Annotated in this window: 17 protein-coding genes; 5 read left to right on the top strand and 12 right to left on the bottom strand. The window is 60.9% G+C overall.

What is annotated here, in order from left to right; all coding sequences use genetic code 11:
• Positions 1 to 183 precede the first annotated feature (183 nt).
• Positions 184 to 2,277: a beta-propeller domain-containing protein gene (locus KF841_10945; protein ID MBX3395872.1), complete on the top strand. Its 2,094-nt coding sequence runs from the start codon at positions 184 to 186 to the stop codon at positions 2,275 to 2,277.
• Between the two features lie 76 nt (positions 2,278 to 2,353).
• Here the strand turns inward: KF841_10945 and KF841_10940 are convergent, their stop codons facing one another.
• The 6 genes from KF841_10940 to KF841_10915 all read right to left on the bottom strand — a co-directional run bounded on the left by KF841_10940 (position 2,354) and on the right by KF841_10915 (position 8,644).
• Entirely contained in the window at positions 2,354 to 3,247 is an 894-nt protein-coding gene (locus KF841_10940) for a metal ABC transporter permease (protein ID MBX3395871.1), read from the bottom strand.
• A gap of 53 nt (positions 3,248 to 3,300) precedes the next feature.
• Positions 3,301 to 4,041 carry an ABC transporter ATP-binding protein gene (locus KF841_10935; GenBank protein ID MBX3395870.1) on the bottom strand — a complete coding sequence of 247 codons (741 nt, stop codon included), beginning with the start codon at positions 4,039 to 4,041 and terminating at the stop codon, positions 3,301 to 3,303.
• A 101-nt stretch (positions 4,042 to 4,142) separates the two neighbouring features.
• Complete coding sequence (locus tag KF841_10930) at positions 4,143 to 5,123, bottom strand: zinc ABC transporter substrate-binding protein (GenBank protein MBX3395869.1); 981 nt, start codon at positions 5,121 to 5,123, stop codon at positions 4,143 to 4,145.
• A gap of 166 nt (positions 5,124 to 5,289) precedes the next feature.
• Positions 5,290 to 7,116, bottom strand: coding sequence for a matrixin family metalloprotease (locus KF841_10925; protein ID MBX3395868.1), 1,827 nt, complete (start codon positions 7,114 to 7,116; stop codon positions 5,290 to 5,292).
• A complete protein-coding gene (locus KF841_10920) occupies positions 7,113 to 8,081 on the bottom strand; it encodes a hypothetical protein (GenBank protein ID MBX3395867.1) in 969 nt (322 codons plus the stop codon). The genes KF841_10925 and KF841_10920 overlap by 4 nt, the downstream gene beginning before the upstream one ends.
• A gap of 287 nt (positions 8,082 to 8,368) precedes the next feature.
• A complete protein-coding gene (locus KF841_10915; protein MBX3395866.1) occupies positions 8,369 to 8,644 on the bottom strand; it encodes a flagellar biosynthesis anti-sigma factor FlgM in 276 nt (91 codons plus the stop codon).
• A gap of 546 nt (positions 8,645 to 9,190) precedes the next feature.
• Here KF841_10915 and KF841_10910 point away from each other — a divergent pair.
• Positions 9,191 to 10,555: an NAD(P)-dependent oxidoreductase gene (locus KF841_10910; protein ID MBX3395865.1), complete on the top strand. Its 1,365-nt coding sequence runs from the start codon at positions 9,191 to 9,193 to the stop codon at positions 10,553 to 10,555.
• A gap of 62 nt (positions 10,556 to 10,617) precedes the next feature.
• Here the strand turns inward: KF841_10910 and KF841_10905 are convergent, their stop codons facing one another.
• From KF841_10905 to KF841_10895, 3 genes are all read right to left on the bottom strand, one after another.
• Positions 10,618 to 13,218 (bottom strand): O-antigen ligase family protein, encoded by a 2,601-nt coding sequence (locus KF841_10905; GenBank protein ID MBX3395864.1) that lies wholly within the window; start codon positions 13,216 to 13,218, stop codon positions 10,618 to 10,620.
• A 173-nt stretch (positions 13,219 to 13,391) separates the two neighbouring features.
• A complete protein-coding gene (locus tag KF841_10900) occupies positions 13,392 to 14,120 on the bottom strand; it encodes a hypothetical protein (protein MBX3395863.1) in 729 nt (242 codons plus the stop codon).
• Between the two features lie 207 nt (positions 14,121 to 14,327).
• Positions 14,328 to 16,124 (bottom strand): glutamine--tRNA ligase/YqeY domain fusion protein, encoded by a 1,797-nt coding sequence (locus KF841_10895; GenBank protein ID MBX3395862.1) that lies wholly within the window; start codon positions 16,122 to 16,124, stop codon positions 14,328 to 14,330.
• 349 nt (positions 16,125 to 16,473) lie between these two features.
• Between KF841_10895 and KF841_10890 the strand changes: the two genes are divergently transcribed.
• The 3 genes from KF841_10890 to KF841_10880 all read left to right on the top strand — a co-directional run bounded on the left by KF841_10890 (position 16,474) and on the right by KF841_10880 (position 18,273).
• The gene (locus tag KF841_10890; protein MBX3395861.1) at positions 16,474 to 16,968 is read left to right on the top strand and encodes an HTH domain-containing protein; all 495 of its coding nucleotides are present in this window, start codon (positions 16,474 to 16,476) and stop codon (positions 16,966 to 16,968) included.
• Between the two features lie 382 nt (positions 16,969 to 17,350).
• Positions 17,351 to 17,995 (top strand): hypothetical protein, encoded by a 645-nt coding sequence (locus KF841_10885; protein MBX3395860.1) that lies wholly within the window; start codon positions 17,351 to 17,353, stop codon positions 17,993 to 17,995.
• Between the two features lie 86 nt (positions 17,996 to 18,081).
• A complete protein-coding gene (locus tag KF841_10880; protein MBX3395859.1) occupies positions 18,082 to 18,273 on the top strand; it encodes a hypothetical protein in 192 nt (63 codons plus the stop codon).
• Between the two features lie 8 nt (positions 18,274 to 18,281).
• Here the strand turns inward: KF841_10880 and KF841_10875 are convergent, their stop codons facing one another.
• The 3 genes from KF841_10875 to mreD form a co-directional block, all read right to left on the bottom strand.
• Positions 18,282 to 20,903 carry a serine/threonine protein kinase gene (locus tag KF841_10875; GenBank protein ID MBX3395858.1) on the bottom strand — a complete coding sequence of 874 codons (2,622 nt, stop codon included), beginning with the start codon at positions 20,901 to 20,903 and terminating at the stop codon, positions 18,282 to 18,284.
• A 237-nt stretch (positions 20,904 to 21,140) separates the two neighbouring features.
• The gene (locus KF841_10870) at positions 21,141 to 21,806 is read right to left on the bottom strand and encodes a sigma-70 family RNA polymerase sigma factor (GenBank protein MBX3395857.1); all 666 of its coding nucleotides are present in this window, start codon (positions 21,804 to 21,806) and stop codon (positions 21,141 to 21,143) included.
• Positions 21,807 to 22,103: 297 nt separating this feature from the next.
• A complete protein-coding gene (mreD, locus tag KF841_10865; GenBank protein ID MBX3395856.1) occupies positions 22,104 to 22,637 on the bottom strand; it encodes a rod shape-determining protein MreD in 534 nt (177 codons plus the stop codon).
• Between the last annotated feature and the right edge of the window lie 6 nt (positions 22,638 to 22,643).

Here is a 22,643-nt window from a genome sequence, read left to right as displayed (position 1 = left end):
GAATTGCGAGAAGGCGGATCGGTCGGGAATGTTGTATGCTTTCTATTGAAGTGAGTCGCGCTGTTGCGATATGATGCGCGTTATTCGGGCGTTCCCGGCGCATGGGTAGACGTTGGGAAAGCTCGCCTCCTCGCTTGGCCGATCACTCTTTATACCTGTCCTCGCTAAAGGAACAGCTCCCTTATGAAACTCAACACCCAACGTCTCTCCCCGTCTCCCCGGGCGTACCGCTTCGTATTCGGCGGAACGTCGATGGTTGCCGCCTTAGCAGCCATGATGATCGCGGTCGGATGCGACACTGCCCAATCATTAAGCCCCGTCGGCAACGGGTCGGTCGCGCCCAATACCCCCGGTCCGAACTCGAGCGGTGACTTCGGCGCCCCCTCCCAGGATTCTGGCAGCGGTGCACGTGCGAGCGAAAGCGTTGCTCGCGCCATCGAGGAAGCAGACATTGTCAAAATCGTTGACGGCACGCTCTACGCCCTGAATCGCTTCAAGGGGCTGCTCATCGTGGATGTGCAGGACCCGGATTCCCCGGCGCTGCTCGGCCAGCTCGACCTTCGCGGCCGCGGCGTTGAAATGTATGTTGGCGGAAATCAGGCGTATGTCCTACTGAGCGCGGACACCTACTACTACTATGGCGGCGGCTACGGGTTTGGGCGCGGCGGCGTCGATCTCGCCGTCGGCCAGAACGATCAAGCGCTCGCCATCGCACCGGATGGCCCCATGCCTCCTCGGCCCGATTTCGAGGGCAGCCGGCTTGCGATCATTGACGTGTCCGATCCGACGGCCCCCACGCTGGAGAGCAAAGTCAATCTCGTCGGATTCGCCAACGAGAGCCGTCGCGTGGGCGATGTGATCTATGTCGTAGGCTCCAACTACGCGCCCTATTTTGCGATTGGCGCGGAGAACAGCAACAGCGAGGACGCGCCCGTCGGCGAAGGTTTCGTCGCATCCGTTAACGTGGCCGACCCGGCGAACATCACCCCGGTCGAGCGCAAGTCGCTCTCCGGCGCCGCGCTCACCATGCACACGTCGGATTCAGCCATCTTCGCGGCCAGCCAGGCTTACGACTTCAACTCCGGAAATGTCCTGACCGAAGTGCAGGTGATCGACATCTCCGATCCGGACGGCTCGATCGCGCTGCGCGGCAAATTCACCGTCCCGGGCTGGATTCGCAATCGCTTCTACATGGACGCATTCGGCGATGTTTTCCGAATTGCCACGGAATCCACCGGCTTCGGGTTCCAGGCCGTCAAGCTTTTCACATACGACATTTCGGATCGGGACGACGTCAAGCCGCTCGGTTCCACCAAGATCATCGAAAACGAGTCGCTCCAGGCCATGCGGTTTGATGGCGAGCGGGCTTACGCCGTGACATTCCTAATCGTCGATCCCCTCTTTGTGATCGATCTGAGTGATCCGGCCGCTCCGGTGGTTGCCGGCGAGTTGAAAGTCCCCGGGTACTCCACCCATATCGAGCCTCGCGGCGATCGCCTCATCGCGATCGGCATTGACGATACCAACGGCAATCGACCAGCCGTGGCCTACTATGACGTGAAAGACCCGGCTGCTCCGAAGGAACTCGGCCGCGTCATCCTGGGTCCGCCGGGCTCGTACACCTCCTCCGACGCGACCTATGATGAAAAGGCGTTCAAGGTCGTCGAGGAACTCGGCCTGATCGTCGTTCCATTCCAGCACGTCGATTGGGGTGATTCAATCGGCGGCGCAATGCCGCCCAGCACCGGTACGGCTCGCAACGACGACGTGAAAGAGGATGACAACAACAGCAACGATAACGGTGATGACGAGCCATTCTACTATGGCCCGAGCTGCACCAACGGCGTGCAGTTGATCGACTTCAGTGACACAGCACTGACGCAGCGTGGCTCGTTTGAGTCCAAGGGGAACGCCAGCCGCGTCGGTGTTCTCGGCGACCGCCTCTTCGCGCTTTCCGATATCGCGCTGACGACGATCAACATCAGTGATCGCGACAAGCCCACCAAGGCCGGTGAAGTGACTTTCTTCAGCGGCGAGGATATGCGTCAATACGGCAACTGCGGTTACATCTACGACTATTATCCCGGCAACGTCGTCGATCCGGGCTTCTCGTGGAGCGACTTCCCGCTGTCACCCGAGCAGATTGACCGGCTCATCGCCGTCCTGGAGACGTGTGCCGCGGGAACGCCGCTGCCCGGCGCGGTATTGATGATGACCCTCTGCATCGCGGGCGGCACGATGCGGGCTCGCCGGCGCAATCGGCGCTCGCGCAGGTAAACGTGATGTGCCGGCCGCGGCGGCATCAGCCCGGCCGCCCGTTGATCGACACGACTCGGTTGATTGTTTGAAAAACTCAGGCCCGGCGATCCTCGCGGTCGCCGGGTTTTTTTCTGCCCGCATCGCCGACAGGGAGCGCCTTCTTCACGCCAAGCACCAGCAGATAGGCGCCGCCCGCGAGTACGATCGTCGTCGCGCCGGCCGGCAGGTCCGGACCATAGCTCAACGCCAGCCCCGTGACCGTGAAGAACATGCAGATCGCGACCGAGGCGAGCATCATGCTCAGCAGCGTGCGGCAGAACTGGCCGGCAATCGCGACGGGCAGCGTCAGCAGCGCAATGACCAGCACGATTCCGACCACTGAAATCAGCAGCACGACCGTCAGCGCCGTCAGGCAGAGCAGCAGGAGGTAGTAGGTCTCGACCGACAGACCGCGAAGCCGGGCGAACTCGGCATCGAAACATACCGCCAGCAGCGGATGGTACAAGGCCGCAACGGTCGCGATGATGATCGTGTCCAGCGCGATGAGTATCCACAGATCCACCGTGCGCACCATCACGATGCTGCCGAACAGATAGCTCATCAGGTCTTCGGAGGAACCGGGCGTCTTCTGAATAAACAGAATTCCGACCGCCATGCCGATGGCCCACAAGGCTCCGATGACGGTGTCTTCCCGTTCCTTCGCGCGAAGCGTCACCCACCCGATGATCAATGCGGCCAGAAGTGCCGTTGCAATGGCCCCTGCCAGCGGTGTCGCCCAGGTCCAGCCATGCACGATCTGCATGTATCTTGCCGCGCCCATGCCGCCGAGCACACAATGGGCGATGCTTCCGGCGATATACGTGATTCGCCGCGTCACCACATAGGATCCGACGATGCCGCACGCCACGCTCGCCAGCAGCCCGGCGGCCAGCGCCACCCGGAGATAGCCGTAATCAGGGTTCGAAATGGCCGAAATGAATTCCATAATCTTCGTGCAGACCGGGTGGACGCACTGCTCCGCGCCGTCACCGACGCCATGGCTCAGCCATGGGTGTGATCGTGAACAATCAACCGCATGTCGCGGCCGTACATCTCGCTTATGTAGTCGCCCGCAATTTCCTTCGCCGCATGCACATCCACGTGGCGATTCACGCAGATGATCGTTCGCACGAACTTCGAGACGAAGCCCATGTCATGAGACACGAGTAGCAGCGTCATCCGCTTGTTCAGCTCGTGGAGCAGTTCATACAGGTCGTTCTGTGCCGCCACGTCCAGGTTTGACGTCGGCTCATCCAGCATAAGCACCTCCGGCTCGCATGACAGCGCCCGCGCGATCAGCACGCGCTGCCGTTGACCGCCGGACAAGGCCGAGAAGGGCCGATTCGACAGTGCCGATATATTGACGCTTTCCATTGCCGCCGATGCGGCATCGATATCCTTGCGGCCATAGCGAGCGATTGGGCCGGTTCGTCCCAGTCGCCCCATCATCACGACATCCACGACTGTCACGGGAAACTTCGGGTCAAGCTGTGCGTGCTGCGGCATATAGCCGACGCGACCCCGCGTGGCCTGCGGCGGTCCCCCCATGACCTCCACCTCGCCGGCCGACGGCGTCAACAGCCCCAGCGCCAGCTTCAGCAGTGTTGTTTTTCCGCCGCCGTTCGGGCCGACGATGCATGCGAAGTCGCCCCGTGCGAGCGAGAATGATACTTCGGGGGAGAAGACGGGTGTTTCGTCGTAGCGAAAGGCGACATTGCGGAAGCGCAGCACCGCATCCGCCATGTCGGGACCGTGGCACCGACCGGCGCCCGCGGTCGCCGGCGCCGAGTCCTTCGATCCGTCGCAACAGCCTTTCGTGTGTTGATGAGCCAATGATCTCGCCTCTACGACGGCTGGAACCCGGCCGCAATGGCCTCAGTCATGCCAAGCAGATTGGCCGCCCAGTCCGCCGACATCGGCGCCAGGCGAACCACCCGCCCTCCGATTGCCTCCGCCACCGCCTGCGCTCCCGCCGCCGAATATTCCTCCTGGGCGAACACCACCTTCGTGCCGGCCTTCCGCGCCGATTTGATCAGGTCCGAGATGCGCCGCGGCCCCGGCTCCTTCCCCGCGGTTTCGATGACAAGTTGAGACAGTTCGTATCGCCGGCAGAAGTACGCGAACGATGGATGAAACACGATCAGCATCCTGCCGCCATACGGCTTGAGCGTTTCGGCGATTCGCGAATCGAGCTCGTCCAGCTCGACCTCGAACGCCGCGAGATTTCTCCTGAATTCATCCGCATTGGCCGGCTCCAGTCGCGACAACGCGGCGCAGATCGTCCGGGCCTGCGTCTTGACCAGGACGGGGTCGAGCCAGATGTGCGGGTCCAGCTCGCTGTCGCCGCAGACGTGATCCTCGTCGTGGTCATGCTCGTCGTCGTGACCGTGCTCCGCGAGGCGCAACAGCTCGATGCCGTCGCGCGTGTCGACGATTTCAGTCTGCGGAGAGACATCAGCCAGTTTCCGCAGAAGCGGACCCTCGAAACCGACGCCAATCCGAAAGAACACCCGCGAACCGGCCAGAAGCGCCATCTGCTTCGGAGAAGGATCAAATGCGCCGTGCGATTGCCCCGCCGAGAGCACGGCATGCACGCTGACCCGATCGCCGCCGATCCGCTTCACAAAATAGACCTGCGGCGGAATCGCAACCGACACACGCAAGGACGCTGTCGTGGCCGGCTGTGACGTGGGCGGGTTTGATGAATCGCAATGCGCCAGTGCCGTTACCACGGCGAGCAACGCAATCGAAGCGATCGCGGGCCGCCGCGCATGCACCGTGGGCATCCATCGGATCGGGTTGAAATGGTGTTTCCGTATCGACATGCGGACAAGCCATTGCCAATGGTTGCAGCTTCGCGATTGAAGGTGCGTATTACATTGTAATACGTGCTGCGCGCCGAAGCCACCAGCCGATCTTCCAATCCCAGATGTCAGACCGTGAAAACCTGTCGAAGTGGCGCGGGATGCCGGGCCTTTCCCGGATCTGTCGTCAGCCGCCCAGCAGAATCTGGACAAAGACGGCGACGTCCCGGCCGTCCGCTAACCCGTCGCAGTTCATGTCGGCCTCGGCGACGCCCCCGGGGTTCAATCCCAGCAGGGCATCCACGAACGCCGCCGCATCGTCCGGCGTCACAATCAGATCGCCATTCAGGTCGCCGCCCGAGCCGACGTGCAATAGCCAGGTTCGCGTACCATTCCCGGCCGCGTTCGTTGCGCGAATCGAAATTGAATACGGCGTCGCCCGGGCGATCGGTGCGGGCCAGGACACCACGCCGGTCGCATGATTGATCGTCATGCCGAACGGCCCCGCGTCCAGCGACCAGTTGATGATCGGATTCATGCAGCCGGGATCCGTCACCGCGGGCGTCGGCCCCGTGTACGATCCGGCACATGCCGACCAGCTCTGCGGCGAAATCGTCGAGACCTGCGGCGGCGCACTACCCACGCCGATCAGCATCGATTTCGTGGTCGTTCCTGCGCTGTTCGTCGCGCGCACGAAGATCTGGTACATGAATGGCGATGGAATCGGATTCGGCCATGACACTACGCCGGTCGTCGAGTTGATGGTCATGCCGGGCTGGGGATTGTCGATCGACCAGGTGATCGGGGACATGTTGATGGGGTGCGTCACCGACGGCGTCGGCCCCGAGTACGGCTGCCCGCAGACTGCCGCGGATTGGAAAATGTCATTCACCACCGGCGCCAGGCGAACCACGGTCAACGGCGTGCAGTACGATGCCGCGTTGTTGTCCTCATATGTTTCGTCTACTTCGTCCAGGTCGTCGAAGATTGTTCCGACATAATAACTGCCCGCCGCGAGATCGGCCGGAAGATCGACATCCGCATCGAAATCGACCGCATCGCCATAGGCGAGATCCCACCGCGCGTCAGCCAGCAGGGTGTCCGTCGATTCGATCAGTGGATCAGACGATAAGTAAAATCCCTGGCGGACATACGCAAAACTTCCCAAACCCAGATTCTCGATCACCGAACGAATTGTCAGTGTCCCGCCCGGCGAAATGCTTGTCGGCGTGAAGAACACCGGAATCGCCTTGCCCACGATCGAACCAAACGTGTATCCCGACGCCGCCAGATCAACGTACGGATCCGAAGGGCCCGTGTTCGGATACAGATACCGTGCGCCGTTGCGATCGTCCGCGTGCAGCTCGATGATGTTCTCCTGGCCCATCGGCCCGCCGCTTGGATATCGCGGGTTCATCGTCGCCACCAGAAACGGCGTGCCGGGTGCTTCGGTGCCCTGCGGGTCGTGCCCAAGGCCCAGTGCGTGCCCCATCTCATGCACCGCAACCAGCAGGAATGAGAAACCGTTCGTCGGTGTCGGTGCCGTGACAACGTCGCATGGCGGATTCGGATCGAAGGTATAGCCCACGCCCGACGGCAAATCGCTGAACACCATGTCCATGTCGTACCAGACCGGACCATTGTTCACGAGATACGTCACTCCCAGAACACCGGGATCAAGCGATGAGGCCGGCACCGCTGCGGTGTCGCTGTAGCCGTCGTAATTGTCGATCGGGAACTCCTGCGCGTTGCGAACAAAGCTGTAAAGAAACCGGCTCGCAGGAACGATATTCCAAAGCCCCATGGATTCCTGAATCATCGTGTCGGGGGCGCTGCCGGGCGGAAACGTGACCGGCGAAAGGTAGCGTGTGCTCCGGGCATTAACCCAGACCACGTCGTACGCGCCGTACTGAAACCAACTGAACCCATCGGCGCGGTCGCTCAAGACGATGCCCGCGATCATCGTGGGCAGCGCCACCGCCGCGGCGAGTGTGTGACGGGTCAATGGCTTCATCGCCCGCCTCCGACCTGACTGTCGTCGCGTGATGGTGACGATTGCTCCGCATCGCCGGTTCTTGCGGAATCCGTCTTCCGCGCGTCGTCACGTTCAACCGGCGCTCTGCGCTCAGTGGTGATTTGTGGAGCGACGTTTCCTTCGGCGCTGCCGCGCTGCGCGGATTGTCGGCGATCGGATTTGCCGGCGGTCTGCCGCCGCCCGGCCGTTCCCGCCGCTCCCTTCAGCGGAACCGCGCGCAATTCGACGAGCTCTCGCCGTCCCGCGGGTTCGGTCAGCTTGTGTTCACGGCTCGCATTGAGAATCGGCTGGACACACGCGATGAAATCGGCGAGCGACATGCCGGCGGCACTTTCGTCGGCCTGTGTCCGGTCGATCGCGCGAATGACGGCGCCATTCGCCTCGGCCAGGCGTTTATGGGGATCGACGCGGCGCGCGCCGCCGAGCAGCACGAATCCGTCGTTATCGATTCCCGTCACGGGTCGTAACGCACCCTGGTACACCCGATCAACGCCGGCGGAGTCGCGGACGATTTCAAACGCGCCTTGATCGAGTCCGGCGGTCGGAAATGTCTTGTAGGTCGGGAGCAGAAAGAGAAGGTGGCGCGTTCCGGTCTTGAACTGCGGCGCACAGCAGATGCGCATGCTCGTGTCGCCGACGGTTCCGCCGGGCACAATCAGCGAGAAGGTGTCGCCCGAATCGGTCAAGCGCCCTTTCAGGAACGTCACGTTGCGAAATGTGATCTCCGTTTCAATCCGCCGTGGATTCTCGGCCCAGAAACTGCGAACCGACGCGATCTCGCCGATCAGCACCTGACCTGAGAAATCAGCAAGCGTGCCGAGGCTCATCGCCTCGACGGTGGACGCCCGCACGCCGGTCGAGGAACACAACAGGCCGATCGCAAATGCCGCGAGCGCGCGCCACCTGAAACACGAACGCGAACTGCGATTCGCGACCATCGACATGATCCCGTATTCCCCTTTGAGTTGTGCTGCCGTGTGCTTACAGATCGTATCGATCCGCGCGCCGCCCAGTCAAGTCGGCCGCCCGCAGCGTCCCTGAATAAGCGCGTTTGAGTGAATCCTGAGAATAATCACTCGGCCCGGCGCGTAACGGACTTTTCGATATGCGCTCGTCTCCCCCCAAAAAAAACGAGCCGCCCTCGACGGACGGCCCGATTCGGATCATGGCATTCGTTCGGTGTTACCCAGTCCGCCGTGTTGAGTCCGGCGCCGTGGGCTGATGCCAATCACTACAAGGCGTTCAGAATCTGATCGAGCGCTTGATCCAGTTTTTCGCCGATCGGATAGGTGCCATTCTGAATTGAATTGCGAATGTCCACGATTTTGCGTGCACGAGCCTCCGGCAATTCCGCCAACTGGCTGAGGAATGCCGCGACTTCAGAAATCTCCACGCGGTCCGCGAGCGGGTCCAGGCCTTCGGGCGACGATCGCTTGAACGACTGCTGAGCGAAATCGCGAAGCGTCGACGTCGAGGCCAGGGTTCCAACTCCATTTATGTCCGTCATATCTGCTACCATCCTTGCCGCTTCGTTTGCCCCAACCCTATCTGGTTGTCTCTATTTCAAACGTTCCCATCTCGTCTGATATTCACGTCGTTTTCAGCTTCACTGTGAACGGCAATTACTGCCGCGTCATCGCTGTTCCCAGTGCTGTCGCTGATACCAGAAATATCGGTTTGACAGTGCTGATTACTCCAGTTTTTTCGGAATGGGAAACCACAAGATATAGGTCCAAGTGCCCGGTATTGAAACAGTGCCGATAGAAAGCCCGCATGCGCGATTATCGGTCAAGCCATTGAGAATCAAGCAGTAACAGCAATGAAACGAGCGAAACGGCGGCTTGTGAATTACACTAAATCGCGACTGCAGAATCGCCCTATTACACCATATGTTGTGGCGTGGTCCTATAATTTCCACACCAAACCTTCACCTAATCTTGCCTCCCTGCGTCGCTGAAAGGCCATCTTGCGCCTCAAAAAGCCGTTTTTGCGCAATGTGCCGGGCGTCCGATGAATTCTGACGCATCCGGCTCATTCGCTATAATCGCCGCCCATGGCATCAAACAGAACAACCGATCGGGCGACTCAACTCGCGAAGAATTTTGCGGAACTCGAACCGCGATACACCAACGATGAGGCGGTCGCCGAGGCTGCGCGATGTCTTTTCTGTTACGACGCGCCCTGCGCCCGTGCCTGTCCTACGCACATCGACGTTCCCCGGTTCATCCGGCAGATACTGCACAAGAATCCGGTGGGCGCCGCAGAGACCATTCTCGACGCCAACATCTTCGGCGGCTCCTGTGCCCGAGCGTGTCCAACGGAAGTCCTCTGTGAAGGCGCCTGCGTCGACAACACCCTGCTCAAGGCCCCGGTGCGGATCGGCCGCCTTCAACGATATGCCTGCGACGCCGCCGCTGACAAGAAAATCCGGTTTTTCGAGTCGGGCCAGAGCACGGGCAAGCACGTCGCGATTGTCGGCGCCGGGCCTGCCGGGCTTACCTGTGCACACGAACTTCGCAAGCACGGACACGCCGTCACCATCCATGAGGCGCGCGAACTCCCCGGTGGCATCAACACGCATGGCATCGCCGTTTATAAGTATGACACCGCGTTCGCGCTATCCGAGGTTGAGCAGGTCAAAGCCATCGGCGGAATCGACATTCGGCTGAATTCGCGCATCGACGGGCCAGGCGTCGCCAGGCTGCTTGAAGATCACGATGCGGTCTTTCTTGCCGTCGGACTCGGGAGGACCGCACAGCTCGATATTCCCGGCGAAGACCTGCCCGGCGTGTGGGAAGCCCTCGACTTCATCTTTCAGACTCATACCAAACCGCTCGACCAGTGCGAGTGCGGGCGACATGTCCTCGTCATCGGCGGCGGAAACACGGCGGTTGACGTCGCGACGGCGGCCGTGCGGCTTGGCGCGGAGAAAGTCACCATTGTCTATCGTCGGAGCCATCGCGAGATGCCGGCGTTCAAGTATGAATACGAGCTGACCCGATCGGACGGAATTGACTGGATTTTCTCAGCGGCGCCGCTTCGAATCCTCTCCGGCACGGGCGTCGGACCGGCCGGCGGAACGACGCCAAGGGCGGTTGGAATCGAGTGCGTTCGAACGCGGCAATCGGCCGAGGGCCGCGCCTCCCGGCTGGAGAACATCCCCGGGAGCGAGTTCACTCTTGAGGCGGACATGATCGTCAAGGCGCTGGGACAGGAACCCCTGATGGATCTGCTGCGATCCATCCCGGGGCTGAAGGTCGAGAACGGCCGGGTGTCGGTGGACCGTGCCACGGGCGCGACATCTATCAGGAAGCTCTTCGCCGGCGGGGACTGCATCAGCAAGGGCGCCGAGGTGGTCGACGCTGTTCAGGAAGGCAAGATCGCCGCTCGCGGCATTCATGCGATGCTGACGGCCTGATGCTGCGGTCTTTCGTTCCGCGACGGTCACTGGATGGCGCAAATGCCCCTGCCATCGCCCGATCACTGACTGGTTGCAGGTGATTTCGCGGCGGCCCGAAGGCGTACAAGCTCTCGCTGAATATTCTGTTGCAGAACCCGCGGCGCTCGCGCTTCGGGCGGCAGATACGAGAGAATTCGCAATTCAACGAAATCCTCATTGCCGGATTCGACGCGGAGTTGAGCGGACAGGCGCCAGAGCGGGTAGAGCCGCTCCGGGAACTCGGTCGGCACGATGATGCCGCCGACGTAGCCCTGGTTTGGGTCGGGGTCGGCGACGAATTCGTGCCTGATTCCCAGAACGGCGTAGCGTTCCGCCGCGACGATGGCCTTGAAGGCTTCGTCAAGATTCTGCGGGCCGGCGGCTCGAAGCATGGCGGCAAGGGAAAAATAGACATCCGTCTCTGCATCGTGGCCGCGGCGGTAGGGGCTGTCGTACGCTTCGATGTAGGTATAAAGCGCGGCTGCGGGGCGCTGGGAATTGAGCGCCTCTTCGGTGCGGCCCGCACGCCAGGCGATGTAAGCGGCAGCTCGGAGCCGTTCGCCGGCCGCGTCGTCCCACTCGATCGGCTGCATGGCCAGCGCACGCGCGCGGGCTTCCTGTATTTTCTCCGATTTCAATCCGGCGATGCCGGCCGGATTGCCAAGTGCGTCGAGGACGGCACCGCAGCCATCGGCGACGGCTGAATGACGCAGCGCCCGCAGGACCGCCTCGAATTTCTCGTTCGGGTCATCGGCGATCGCCCGCGCGTAGAGCAGATTGGCGGTCGGCTCATAGGGATTCAGGCCGAGCCGCAGGACGCGATCCAATACCCGGTTCGCCTCGTCGCGGTCGTTCGCATCGAGCAGTGCGGCGGCATAGCGAGCGGCCGTGTCCTGCGCGCCGGGAATCCAATCGTACAGGCGTCGCCAGTGTTCGACGGCCTTAAGCCGCGTTGTCATGTCCGCAGACTGTGCAGCACGTTCCGAAGATCGATCCGCGCCGCGGCGCCAGAGCTCGAGCGTGCGAAGCGAATAGAGTCGTTGATCCATCGGACCGGGCTGGATCATCCTTTCGGGTGCGCGAATGTCGGCGTTGGAAAGGTCGATCCACGCGACCAGCAGGCAGGCGGCCGACGTGACCAGTGCGGGCAGTGTCACGGTCCATGCACGTTGTTTGTGGCGGGGAACAGGATGCCGAGCGTCGGGGCCGGGCTGTAACGAGACGGATCGCGGCGACGCACAGGCGCAAAGCAGGCCAAGCAGCGTCCAGTACCAGACCGTCAGAATCGGGCCGCGAAGCATGATGCCGGAACATTCCGCGAGGAGGATGGCAAGCAATGCGCCGCCGAACGCGAGCGTGAGCGGTTTGCGGGCAGGATCGCCGAACGCATGTCTGGCCCGAACGGCGGGCTGATGGAGATGATCTCGGATCAATGGGTCCGTCGCGTTTGGCCGCCAGACGAGCAGGAGCACTCCGGCGGGCAATGCCGCCCAGAAGATGGCGCCCGGCACGCCCAGTTCGACCGCCGCCTGGATCCATTCGTTGTGTGCGTCGGCGTCGATTGTGCCATGATAGACATGCGGCGAGATGCCGCGTAGCGGCGCGACGGTTGTCGTCATTCGGGCAATGAAATTGTCCGGGCCGGCGCCGAGCGAAAGTTGCTGGCGCACCAGTTCGAGTGACAGCTTCCAGTATTCAAGACGGAGATTCACCGCGCCGGATGCCACGCGGTCGGCACGGTTCAACTCGCGAACAACGTAGAACCCCCCGAGCCCCGCTGCCGCGGCCATGGCCGCGATGATGACCGCGCGGTGTCTTCGTTTTGAAGCGGCGGCCCAGCGCTCATGGGCTATCATGAGCAGTGCGGCCCCGAGGATTGCGACCGAGGGCCCGCGTCGCCCGGTCTGAGCCAGCGCGTAGGCGGCGAACGCGGCGATCAGGAGATAGGTGGCGCTTCGGGACATCATTTCGCGACGGAATCCCGTGCCGACCAGGGCGCCGGCGGCGAGTGCGAGCCACACAGTTGACATCGTGGCGGTGGCGGTAATCGGTCCGATCGGCCAGACGAAGTGCGCAAGGTGTCGGTCCGCGCGATGAAGCACCGCCAGCGCGATGGCGACGACTCCGACAACCAGCATGCCGTGAAGCGTGATTCGGATCATGCGGTCGTCAAAGTATCGACCGATGAGTACGGCCCAGAGGATTCCGGCGGCGGTTCGAAGAATCCAGCCGCTCGATGTGTTCCACGAGTCGTTCACGATGGCCGAGAGAATCGCGATGCAGATGACCGCAAGCCCGGCCTGAAGGAGCCAGCGAAGCGGTGGGTTCACCGGCGCCGGGGCTTCGAGACGGCGAGCGCCCGGGCCGGCGGCGGGCGACCCCTGTTCGGGTCCGCGTCGAATCGCCAGCACAACGAGGAATGCGGCGAGCGCAAAAAACAGGACGCTGTCGCGGATGTCTGCGATGTCAGCCGTCGCGGCCGGCACGGTGCAGAGGTCGGCGATGATCGCAAGCGGTTGGGACCACGTGGCGGACGAGGGGTCCATGGGTCCTGCGCCGGAGAAAAGCAGAACCGATGCCGCACAAGCGGCGATGACACAGGCGCAAATCAGTCGTCTGTCGGTGATCGACATCGGGGTCATGTTGGGGTCGATTCCGGATCTTGGCAAGGCGGCATGGTGCGAAGTGCGAAGTCGTGGCACAAGCGGTGATGACCGCGAGCGATTGACGGGCAATCGCGACCGAAAATCGGGCGGGAGCGTTCGCGCGTCGGATGATTTGCGGCCGCGCCGAATGGAGCGCCGGCGGTCGCGGCCTAGCCGCGGGCGATCCACGGCGCGACGAACTGGCTGATCCACTCGATGGAAAACGCGTAATCGGTGTGTTCGCCCTCATTCCCGAATACGGCGAACTGCGGGCCGAACTGGACCTGCTGCAGCTTGGGATTGTTGTTTGCGAAGCCCAGCGTGGCGGCCGAGGGTCCGAAGAATCCATCAAGCGTGCCGAGCAGGCTGGTGGCGAAGTTGACGACGGTATCCAGAGGCGACCAGTAAACGATCGCGTTGCCGGCGGTATTCGCGAGCATGGGCTCCAGATCGTAGGTCGTGGACACGCCGGGTGACATCATTATGACACGATCAATCGCATGGCCGGCGGGAAGTTCCTCGGCTACAAGTATACAGACCATGGCTCCGCCCGAGTATCCGAGCAGGGTGACGGGCCTTCCCGGATAGTCGCGTTGATATTGGGCGATTCGCCGGGCCTCTTCGCGCGCCCACGGCCGCTCATACTCGACAAAATCCCGGGGTATGACGAAGTTCAGCAGCGGCGGCGCCCACGGCTTGATCTCGATTGCCTGTTGAACTCCGGCCGCGCGCATACCGGCATAGAATCCCAGCATTTCGAACGTGGTGTTCAATGCGCCGGGGTACATGATGATCAGACCGCGCCCCAGCTCGGCATCGGAAGGTGGTGATGGATCGAGGAATCCACAGCCCGACACGAAGAGGGTGAAAGCGGCGGCAACGTGACGAAGACGATTCATGGCAACAGACGGCAAGAGAAGCCCAATGCCGCGAGCGGCATTCGTTTCGGTGAACCTTTACCTTTATGCGAGTGAGACCATCATAGCACGCCGAACGGGGGCATGGAAAGTCACTTTGCGCGTTCGCGAGCGGCATCGCGCCGGGAAACCGGATGTTCTGTCGCCGAAACAGGGCATGCGCTCGGGCGGCTCGGATATTCGGAGCCGTCATTTCTTCTTTTGTGCTTTGGCCCAGGTATCCTTGAGCGAAACGGTTCGGTTGAAGACGGGCATACCGGGCGTGCCGTCGGGGTCGGTGGCGAAGTAGCCGTGGCGTTCGAATTGGACGCGATCGGGCGCGATTGCGCCGTGTTCATCGCGATGACATGCCGCCGTCGCCAGGCTGGGCTCGAGCTTGCAGCCGCGAAGCGTGACAAGCGAGGTGGGGTTGAGCTGGTCAAGATATCGGCCGCCGGCGGGAACGTTTTCCGGATCTTCGGCTGTGAAGAGGTGATCATAGAGCCGCACCTCCGCCTCGATCGCGTCGGGCGCGCTGACCCAATGTATCGTGCCCTTGACTTTTCGGCCGTCGGGCGAGTCTCCGCCCTGGGTCGCCGGATCGTACGTGCAGTGAACTTCGCTGATCGCGCCGGTTTCGGGGTCTTTGATGAATCCGGTGCATCGGACAAAGTACGCATAGCGCAGTCGCACTTCATTTCCGGGGAAGAGTCTGAAATAGCCTTTGGGCGGTGTCTCCTGAAAGTCCTCTTGTTCGATGTATAGCTCGCGCGAGAACGGGACCATTCGCGTTCCGGCCGCGGCGTCTTCCGGGTTGTTGACGGCCTCGAGAGATTCTCCCGCTTCCGGGTAGTTGGTGATGACGAGCTTGAGCGGTCGCAGGACGGCCATTCTGCGCGGGGCGGACTTGTTGAGGACTTCGCGGACGGCGTTTTCGAGCCGGACCACGTCGATCGTGCTGTTGAATTTTGCGACGCCGATGTCCGCTGCGAAATTTCTGATGGCCTCGGGTGGATAGCCTTTGCGGCGAAGGCCGCTCAGCGTGGGCATGCGCGGATCGTCCCAGCCGCGGACATGCCCGCCTTTGACAAGCTCAAGCAGCTTGCGTTTGCTCATGAGCGTGTGAGTCAGTTCGAGCCGTGCGAATTCGATTTGCTGCGGGTGGTGGATTCGCCGATCGGGAGGTTCTCCTTCATTGATGGCGTCGATAAACCAGTCGTAAAGCGGCCGGTGATTCTCGAATTCGAGCGTACAGATGCTGTGGGTGATTCCTTCGATGCTGTCTTCGAGGCCGTGCGCCCAGTCGTACATGGGATAAACGCACCATTTGTCGCCCGTGTTGTGGTGGGTCGCATGAACGATTCGGTACATGACCGGGTCCCGCAGGTTCAGGTTGGGTGAGGCCATGTCGATCCTGGCGCGAAGCGTTCGGGAGCCGTCCGCGAACTCGCCTCGGGCCATTCGGGCGAAGAGATCAAGATTTTCGGCGACCGGTCGATCGCGGAAGGGGCTGTTCCTGCCGGGATTTGTCAGCGTGCCGCGGAATTCGCGCGTCTGCTCGGCCGTGAGATCGCAGACGTAGGCCTTGCCCTTTTCAATAAGTCGGACGGCCCACTCGTACATTTTCTCGAAATAGTCCGACGAAAAGATGACCCCCGCCTTGGGGTCGCCGCCTGCCGAGGCGGCCGCTTTCGAGGCGCCATCCCAGTGGAAGCCGAGCCATCGCACGTCCTCGATGATGCTCCGGACATACTCTTCTTCCTCTTTTTCCGGATTGGTGTCGTCGAAACGAAGGTTGCATTTTCCGGCGTATTGCTCCGCCAATCCGAAGTTGAGGCAGATGCTTTTCGCATGGCCGATGTGGAGGTAGCCGTTGGGCTCCGGGGGGAAACGGGTATGGACCCTGGGGGTGCCGCTGTCTGGCCATGTGCCCCATTTCAGGGCGGCGTTGTCGGCATTGATGATCTCGTGGATGAAGTGGGTTGGTTTTTCTGCTGGTTCGGGCATGGGTCGGTGTTCCTCGATCGCTCCTGAGCCCTGAGATTATTGCGGGGAAGCCGGGATCGTGGAACAGGGGGAAGCGGATGAAACGCCCGACCCTCGAATAATCGGGAAATGCGGGCCTGTGGGGTCGATTTTCGGGGTTGGCGTCCATCGCGCGGCATTTTTTTTGAGAATTCCTGATCGCGGGGAGTGATTTCATCTTTTAGACGAATAGAGGGGACGTTCTGCGTGGTCGGGGCGGTCAGGGAACCGTCGTTCATCGCTGTTTCGTCCGTTCAAGGTCTTGGGGCGGTGCGGCTCGAACGATTCGGATTTTCCTCGCAACCGAATCCGGAGCCCCGCGGAGCGAAAGATGGTTTCGGCAAATCCCTCGGCTCCCCGATTGAATGGTTCACGGGTCGATCGAGTTCTGTACTTCCTATCGCGGTTCTACCATGAACCGGAGGGCTTAAGCAGTGGGCGATTGCGACTGGAACTGGGTATCAGCCGCCGGACGTTTCATCGGTACATCGAACGGCTCGGCGCGGCGGGGATTGAGATTTCGTACGATCCCATAAGTCGGCGTCACCTGCTTCGTCGATCCCGCGGAATAAGCGTCGATTCAGGGCTGACGGCGGATGAGATGGCGGCATTGCTTCTTCACTTCGAAGAGGGGTACACGCCGCTTCATGGGTCATCCTTCGAGTTTTTCCTTGGGTCTGCGCTTCGGCGCATCATCGGTTCCATCTCGAACAGCGACCAAAGCGAAAAGGTGTCGCGCGCCATGGCATCGTTCCGTCGCGAGGCTATCCGGCGAATTACCAAAGAACGGCTGAACGGCGCGACGCCCACCCGACATGCCAATTAAAGTCGCCATGTCCGGCTGACGCCAGCCTCGGCGAAGAGCATCAAACGAACGTAATGGATTCACTGCAACTAGCATGGCACTCGTGAACGGGTGCCGTGCGGGTGTCGGTATGTTCACAAATAAGCGGGTGTTGTGGTCAACCGTGGATCAGGTAAACACCCGGATATTATTATAGGACATTTTCTTATGAGCGCGAGCCTGGCCTGAGTCTTTTAGAGATGAGGAGCGGTACATTTGACTGCGGCGTTTTCGCCGCGTGCATCGCTCGGCATCTTTGCGAGCTCGGGCCAACCTCGCTTCCATTATCAGATTGAGCAAGTCAGCCGCCAATTTGAATGGCCAGCGCGATCGGTGCGCCCGTGCCGCATGAGGAGTGATTCCCATGCAAAGGCGAAAGGTTGTCTTGGCGGTCATGGTCGTTGCACTTTCTGTCGGCGTTAAAGTAGAAGCGGAGGGCCCTATCCCGGCTTATGGGATCAGATACACGCTGCCTGCGGATCAAGTCACCGGTGACTATTACGTGCTCAGGTTGGCGTTGTCGGCGGAGGATCAATCAGGCAGCAGCGTCGGTTGGGGTGTAAGTCAGGTCGATATTCGGCTGTTCAATCGGTTTGATGTTGAACAGGGGCGATGGATCGACACGGGGCCGGCCGTCGGAACGATCGATGGGCTGTTCTGGGTTCTGCACGATGATCCGGAAGCGCCGGAACTCGCGGAGTTCGAAGCGCTTCCGAAAATCTCGGGGATTGCGGACGAAGCGGGGCAATCGTTCCCCGCCGGCCTGGAGTATGAAATCGAATCGGCGGGGCCGAGGAGCCTGGCGACAACCAGCCTGATGGCGCAGATGAACTATCGGCTCCAATTCGAGAATGAAGAGAATCCGGAGACCGAGGGCGAAGATGAGACGGTGGTCGTTGATGAAGACGAGGTGGATCCAGCGGCCGGGAAAGGCGGCGGGCTGGATGAGTTCTGCGGGCGATTGGACGATCGTGATCGGGCCCGATCCAGTTTCAATGCGCTCAATTGAAGTTTGCAGGTACACGAGGATTCCAAATGACGAATGAGCGTAATAGATTCGGAGTCTCGACAGCGCCATTGAGCGGCGGCATCGCAATGTTACAGAGTCACTGCGAACTGCTGAATGAGATTGTCGAGCGGCTCCCCCATGTCGGCGGATACTCCTATGTGGAGCTACCGGACGAGCTGAACCTGTGGATCGGCAGTTCCAGTCCGAATACGCTGGTCAACGTGATCGAGGTCTGCCTGTCTCGGTTGGTCTCGCAGCGCGCCGACGAAGTGCACTAGGCGTCCGGTCATTGAGGGGCGACGGGCTCGGTTGCCGATGACAATCGCTTCCGAGCTCGTCGTTCGATTGAATTTCGATTGGTCTTGAGGGCGTGTCGATGCTTCGCGTAAATCGCGTCGCGTCCTTCGAGTTTGCCTTCGGCTTTCAGTTTCTCAATTGCCCGGTCGGCCGCGTCCATCAGGCTCAGGGCGGCCAGGTCGTCTTCAGCCGTATTCCGGAGGAGGTGCCACGCTGCAAGCTTCATCTTGGACACGACCAGGTCGATCTGGTAGTCGATGATTTCGGAATTGGCCGCGGCCAGTTCGCTGCGAATCTTCATGGCCTCTGAATACAACTCGAGCGATTGCTGCGGTCGCCGGAGCGCCTCGGCGCATCGGCCCGACCAGTCGAGCGTTCTGGCGAGCGAACGCTTCAAGGTGTTATCCGGGTCATCAACGATCAGAAGGCGGTAGCGCCGGATGGACTCCAGAAAATCGCGGTCCGCGTCTTCAAAATACTCCAGCCGGAACCGTCCGATTCCGCGTTGCCGGTAAGCGCCCGCGTGCAGCCGTTCCCATTCGAGGGTGTTGCTGTCCTGATTCGGACGGCGCTCACAAAGATCAATCGCGCGTTGGGCGCTCTCAACCGCGGCGGCATCGCGCTGCTCGTTTTCGTTCAGGAGGCTCTGTCGGCTGTAGGCGTGAGCGAGATCGAGCAGCCACAGATCGTTCAGGGGGTTCGCCCGAACGAGATACTCTCCCTGCGCGACGGCCTCATCGATAAGCTTTCTCGATTCCACGAGGTTGCCGTTCTTCAGCAACAGGTCGAACAGCCGGTGCTGCGTTCGCATGAGGCCGCGGCGCGCCTCGGTATCCGTCGGCCGGCGATTGATAATCGTTGTGCGAATTTTCAATGCAGATCGAAGAAATGCAAGCGCGTCGGCGTATTCACCCAGTCGCGAGCCGATCTCGGCGCACCAGTCTTCGTGCTCTGCGAGGAGCCGAAGCAGGGTCGAGTCAAGATCGTCCTCCGGATCAATCAAACCGTGCTTCGCTTCGAACCGATCGATCAGTTGCCGGCCCTCAACGAATCGGCCGCGATGCACGAGCAGTTCGCAGAAGGCGTTGATGGCGCGCAAGTACCATTTCAGCGCCTCTTTATCCCGAAGCGAGGAAGTCATCAAAGCGTCGGCGCGCTCCAGAGCCGTTCGAAAATTCTCTTCCGGCTCATGTCCTGATTGTCCCAGCGCAATCCACGCTCGAATCTGACGGAATTGATGTTCCGGCAACGAAGACGGAATTGCATTCAGCTTCTCAATGGCGGATTCAAAGTATCGGATCGCGGTTTCGTGGTTGCCCTCACCGGCGGCCAGTTCGCCCATATTCAGAAGAATGCCGCACTCAAGATCGTCAGCCGTTGCCTCGGATCCGATCAGTTCGTGCAGCTTGGTGTACTGCCGCGCCAGTATCCGGTGAACGCGAAGCCGCGCCTCGTCCCCGCCGGCGAGCGGCCGGATCAGGTCGTTCACCTCGTCCACGATTCGGTTCATAAGCTCATGCGACAACTGTGCGGTGGCCTGCGCGGCGTCTCTCTGTCGGACGGCCTCGTCACGCTCGCGTGAAATAATGACTCCGGAAATGATCACGGCGACGATTAGCAGGACCGACGCCGCGATCGGCAAGCGGTGCCGCAGGGCGAATTTACGAGCGGCGTACAATCGATTTCGGCTGCTCAGCGCCAGAACGGCTTCGCCCCGCGCGTATCGCTCCAGGTCCTCCGCCATGGCTTCAGCAGACTTGTACCGCTCGTCCGGATCATATTTCATCGCTTTGAATGCAATGGCGGCGAGATCGGTCGGAATGCGGCTCAGGCTCTGGGCGGCGTCGTCACCATCACCGGACGAGATGATGAAGCCACCCATGATCGCTTGGTGCAGCGCTCGGCCCTCTGATTGCTCCATGTAGGGCAGTCTTCCGGTCAGTGCTTCGAACAGCAGCACGCCCAGCGTGTAGATATCACTGCGTGTATCGACAAGTTCGTTGCGACCACGGGCCTGCTCGGGGCTCAGGTAGCAAAGAGTGCCAACGACCTGACCCGGCAGGGAGATACGCTGTTCGGGCGCGTCATAAATCGAGTCGGAAAGGATGGTCGAAAGGCCGAAGTCGAGTACATGGGGTTCGCCATCAGAGTCAACCATGATATTGGCGGGCTTCAGATCGCGATGAATAATCTGTCGCTGATGGGCGTGGTGAACCGCGTGCAGGATTTTCGCGAAAAGAGATGCAATATACTGTGTGGTCGGTTTGGTTGCTTCGAGGTACTCGTTAAGGGTCCATCCATCGACGAATTCAATAACGATAAACGGCCGGCCACGGAGTGTTCCGCTGTCGTGCAGCTTGATGATGTTGGGGTGCTGGAGACGGGAAATGGATTTGACTTCGCGTGCAAAGCGCTCGGCACTGCTGACGGAGACCGGATTCTCGCGAGGAAGTATCTTCAAAACAACGAGTCGCTCGGTGGATCGCTGCTCGGCCAGCACAACCTCGCCCTGTCCGCCCTGCGCGAGCATTTCGATCGGCTGATATTCCGGCAGCGAATCGGCGATTTCGTCCAGAACGCGCGCGTTGTCAATCGGGTTGTCGCTGTGCATGCGTTGCATTCCATCGATCGCACAAGTTTCGAATTCTGTGGACCGAATTAAAGCGGCGCTTCATCGCGAAAGGGCCCGCACCGGGAGCGGCTCACGAAAGCCCCGATAAGCGGGCATCGTCGCCATTCAAGAAATCGATCGACGACCAGATCATTTTAGTTGAAACTGTGCCCGGCCTGTAATACAGCTCTGTCAGTGCAACGATGAGTTGATTCGGGTACACCGCCCGGACCCATGTCAGGGCGACGTCATCCGACCCTCCTGTTTGGGCAGATCAAAAGTGTCGGAAAGATACTTCCCCGGCCTGCCCATTTTGGCACGAAGTCTGCGAAGTCCATTCGCAATCAGGATTCTGGCCGCGGGGACTGAGGTCAGATCCAGCTCCTTCACAATTTCGTCAATGGATCGCTCTTCGATGTACCGCATTGTGATGGCTATCCGGTACTGCTGGGGAAGCTGCGAGATCGCCTCTCTTGCGGCGACTCCGGCCTCGTCGAGAACGGCAATGCGCGAAGGCCCGGGTCCGGGGGCGACTGCGAGGTTGATGTTGGGGACCATCGAGCCGTTGGAATCTTGACCATAATCCACGCGGAGGTCACGGCTTCGGCGCTGGCAGCTCTTCGACTTGATCGCGTCTGCCAATTTGTATCTGGCTCGATTGATCAGCCATTGCCGGGTCGCGCGTGCGCTGATGGGTCTGAAGCGGCAGGAATGCCGAATCGCATCGGCGAAAGCGTCCTGAACGATGTCCGCCGCCGAGATCGTGGTTGTCAGATGCCGCGGAATCTGCTGATCAATGAGTCGCTCGATTTCCGCCGCAAAAAGTCGGAATGCCGCCTCAAACGAGGCATCGTCTGCGCCGACCGGACTGTCATGGCCTTCGTTGCTCACAGAAATTCCCATGCGTTCGCCCGACACTGATCCGGCCCGGCGCGCCTACCTGTGTTATTATACCCTTCGGGGTCCGAAACCGTCCGGAATGCCTGAATCGGGCTTGCGATGCCGGTACCATCCGGAAGGTGGGTCCGCGACCGATTGCGATCGGAAGTCGTTTTTTATTAAGGGGTTACGATTAAACATGGCGGAGGATGTCATGCCGTGCATGGCAGCTTGATTCGGCCTGCCCCCCCCTGCTCGGATTGAGAACGATCCGAAAAAGCCGGGTCGGCCAATCCGGGCCCGCCGGCCTGGTGGCGGGCCTTACCGTGCCCGCAGTGTGTCCGCAAGACCCACGCCCAGCATGAAGCGCATCTGCCGCAGGATCCAATAGCCGTAGAGCGCCAGTCCCGCCGTATAAACCGCGTGCCAGAATGCCACCGTAAAGACACCCGGGAACCGGCCCCAGTCGTCAAGCACATAGAGCATGTGGGAGCCGACCATCAGATTCAGGGCCAGCTTCGCGAGAAACGTCGTGATCAACTGAGTGGCCGCACTCTCGCGGAAGGCCAGCTCCCGCATGCTCACGACGATGAGCCCGATGATTCCAAATGCCATAGCGCTGACACCGATATTCGAGTAGCCCTGCTCCGTATAGCTTGTGCCCGCGAGGTCGGTCACCAGCCCGATGATCCAGCACGCGATCAGGGCGTCGTACCGCCGCGCGTGCATCGCGTAGTACACCGCAAGGATCAGCATCAGGTCCGGTCGAACCGTATGGATCGCAATGAAAGGCGCGAAGGCCGTCTGCAGGACGGTGGTCACATAGAGCAGTATGGCGAAAGGGAGCCAGCGCATGCGGGG

The sequence above is a fragment of the Phycisphaerae bacterium genome, assembly GCA_019636475.1.
GTDB lineage: Bacteria > Planctomycetota > Phycisphaerae > UBA1845 > UTPLA1 > JADJRI01.
This window is presented reverse-complemented; position numbering and strand designations above follow the sequence as displayed.